This window comes from Dawidia cretensis (assembly GCF_018598175.1).
GTDB classification, from domain to species: Bacteria; Bacteroidota; Bacteroidia; order Cytophagales; family Cyclobacteriaceae; genus Ohtaekwangia; species Ohtaekwangia cretensis.
Window position 1 is genome coordinate 1 of the sequence record NZ_JAHESE010000271.1, and the last position, 231, is coordinate 231.

The 231-nt window shown below is 45.9% G+C and carries 1 protein-coding gene; it reads left to right on the forward strand.

What is annotated here, in order from left to right; translation table 11 throughout:
* Window positions 1-231: Rho termination factor N-terminal domain-containing protein (locus tag KK062_RS30610; protein WP_254088161.1), on the forward strand; the 231-nt coding region annotated here is incomplete at both ends.

The window sequence follows — 231 nt, forward strand, 5'->3', positions numbered from 1 at the left end:
TGTATACTATTGATGATCTGAACGTCAGACTTCTTTCTGAACTGAAAGAGATTGCTGAGGGGATGGGTATTAAAAATGCCAAAAAACTTGCCAAACAAGATCTTGTCTACAAGATCCTCGATCAACAAGCTGTGTCTGCGGAAGACGTAGCTCCTGCCCCAAAGAAAGCTTCCGCACAAGAAGCAGAGCCAGAACGTAAAATGCGTCCACGCAGACGTGAGAACGTAGCGC